The sequence below is a fragment of the Aurantiacibacter xanthus genome (assembly GCF_003584015.1).
Classification (GTDB): domain Bacteria; phylum Pseudomonadota; class Alphaproteobacteria; order Sphingomonadales; family Sphingomonadaceae; genus Alteraurantiacibacter; species Alteraurantiacibacter xanthus.
In genome coordinates, this window is record NZ_QXFM01000109.1 from 1 (window position 1) to 2,383 (window position 2,383).

The following is a 2,383-nucleotide window of genomic DNA, read 5'->3' on the forward strand; positions in this document are numbered from 1 at the left end:
TGAACCGCCCCGCGATTGCCGGAGGCCATTTGGTTTGAGTTATGCCGCCATCGGGCGTTCGTCCAGCATGGCGTAGTATCGTGCTTCGGCTTCGGCGGGCGGGATGTTGCCGATTGGCTCGAGCAACCGCCTGTTGTTGAACCAACTCACCCATTCGAGCGTGGCATGTTCGACAGCCTCGAACGACCGCCACGGCCCGCGTCGGTGGATCACCTCGGCTTTGTAGAGTCCGTTGATCGTTTCGGCCAAAGCGTTGTCGTAGCTGTCGCCAACGCTGCCCACCGAAGGTTCGATCCCGGCTTCGGCGAGACGCTCGGTGTACTTGATCGAGACGTACTGGCTACCGCGGTCGGAGTGGTGGATAAGACCGCCATGATGGACGGGCCGCCGATGATGGATCGCCTGCTCCAGGGCATCCAGGACGAACCCGGCATGCGCGGTCCGGCTCACTCGCCAGCCCACGATATAGCGGGCGAACACGTCGATCACGAAGGCGACGTAGACGAACCCGGTCCAAGTCGCGACGTACGTAAAGTCCGACACCCACAGCATGTTCGGCGCCGGGGCATGGAACTGCCGGTTGACCTGATCGAGCGGGCAAGGCGCCGCCTTGTCGCTCACCGTCGTCTTCACCGGCTTGCCCCGGATCACGCCCTGCAGACCAAGATCGCGCATCAGCCGCTCGACCGTGCATCGGGCGATGTCGAAGCCTTCGCGCTTCATCTGCCGCCACACCTTCCTTGCACCATAGACGCCGAAGTTCTCGGAGAACACGCGCAGCACCTCGGGCTTCAGGGCCTGATCGCGCTGGGCACGGGCCGACATTCGCGAGGGATCGCGCCGCTGCGCGACACGCTCGTGGTAGGTGGATGGGGCGATCGGCAAAACCCTGCAGATCGGCTCGACCCCGTACTCCTCGCGATGCTCGTCGATGAACCCGCTCATCGCTTCAGTGGGCGGTCGAGCTCCGCCTGGGCAAAATAAGCAGACGCCTTGCGCAGGATCTCGTTGGCCTGGCGCAGCTCGCGGTTCTCGCGTTCCAGCGCCTTGAGCTTGTCAGCCAGCTCGGACGGAACGCCAGCACGCATGCCCTTGTCGACCTCGGACTTCTTCACCCACTCGAGCAGCGTGTAGGCCGAGCAGCCAATCTTGCCGGCAATCGATGTCACCGCGGCCCAGCGCGAGGGATGATCCTTCTCGCTGTCGAGAACCATCCGCACCGCCCGCTCGCGAACCTCGGGTGAAAACTTGTTCGTCGTCTTGCTCATAGACCCTTCCTCTCAGGAGTTGGGGCCTCCGGCAATCGCGGGGCGGTTCATGCCGTTCTTCATGATGTAACCGAAGTTGATCGGCTTATCCTGGTCGGCCAGATCGAGCTTCAGGTTCAAACTGGCCTTGAGGTCGGCATAGACACCCAGTGGTTCAAGCACCGACAGGAACGACCGGATCGCGGCCGGCAGGGAAGGATCGCGCTTCGCCATCATGTCCCAGAAGTCCGCCGAGCTGATCGACTGCGGGCCTCTTTGGGCAGCGGCTGGGATCGGGTGGACGGTCGCCGCCCCATCCTCGACACGGACAATCCCGCGCTCGATCATCACGGTCTTGGCCAGCGTGCTGGGCACCGCGAGAATGTCGCCTGCCAAGTTCCGCCATGTGGCAAGCTCGACGAGCGCGAAGGTAAAATGTGCGCCCGCATGGCTCTGTAGTAGATCGCTGAGTGCCTCCGTCTCTGTCCTGATCCCGTCGCCCAGGACGATGACCAGCATTCTGCCTCGCCGCAGGTTCAGCGAGACCGCGTCGATGAACTCCGCTTCGTCCAGAGCTTCGGGATGATCACGGACAAGATCATACAGGCGTCGCTGTGCCTGCTGCCCTCGTGCAACAGCCGTCTCGAATGCCTCGAATTCCATCAGGGTGAGCGCGGCGACATAGTCCAGCGCCTGCGCCACCACCTCGCGGCGCATCTGGCCGTTCCGCCAGAGCTTGGTCTCGACCAGCACGATGTCGCCGGAAGGCGTAAGATAGAGATTATCGATATGGCCGTGGCCAGTCGGCACTTCGCGGGCGGCCGCGATCAGATCGCCGAAACTGTCCGTCGTCAGAACATTCGGCACAACTCGCGGCGTAGATTAGCGGAGTGCGGACCTCGTCAGGGGGTTGATGTTAGGCGGCGAACTTGCGGTGCTGCAAGCGCCGATGTTCGATGGTCTGTCGCTTGATCCTTTCGCGCAGTTTGATGATTGCCGGTGCCCTGCCGAAGTAGGCATCGGCGGGCGTCACGTTGCTGAGGCTCTCGTGGTAACGCTGGTGGTTGTAGTGCTCAACGAAGGCCTCGATCCGGGCCTCGAGGTCGCCGGGCAGGAAGTAGTTTTCCAGCAGGATG

Annotated in this window: 3 protein-coding genes and 1 other annotated feature; all 3 genes read right to left on the reverse strand. The window is 62.8% G+C overall.

The window, feature by feature from the left end; all coding sequences use genetic code 11:
• Positions 1 to 39: 39 nt before the first annotated feature.
• A protein-coding gene (locus D2V17_RS12105; protein WP_119592530.1) for an IS3 family transposase occupies positions 40 to 1,268 on the reverse strand; the annotation gives its coding sequence in 2 pieces (ribosomal slippage) (positions 40 to 980 and positions 980 to 1,268; 1,230 coding nt in all).
• Positions 871 to 987 (reverse strand) — a sequence feature (AL1L pseudoknot). (Overlaps the previous gene by 117 nt.)
• A gap of 12 nt (positions 1,269 to 1,280) precedes the next feature.
• On the reverse strand, positions 1,281 to 2,114 hold the full coding sequence (locus D2V17_RS12110; RefSeq protein WP_052208624.1) for a hypothetical protein: 834 nt from the start codon (positions 2,112 to 2,114) through the stop codon (positions 1,281 to 1,283).
• A gap of 49 nt (positions 2,115 to 2,163) precedes the next feature.
• Positions 2,164 to 2,383: integrase core domain-containing protein (locus D2V17_RS12115; RefSeq protein ID WP_147367346.1), on the reverse strand; the 220-nt coding region annotated here is incomplete at its 5' end.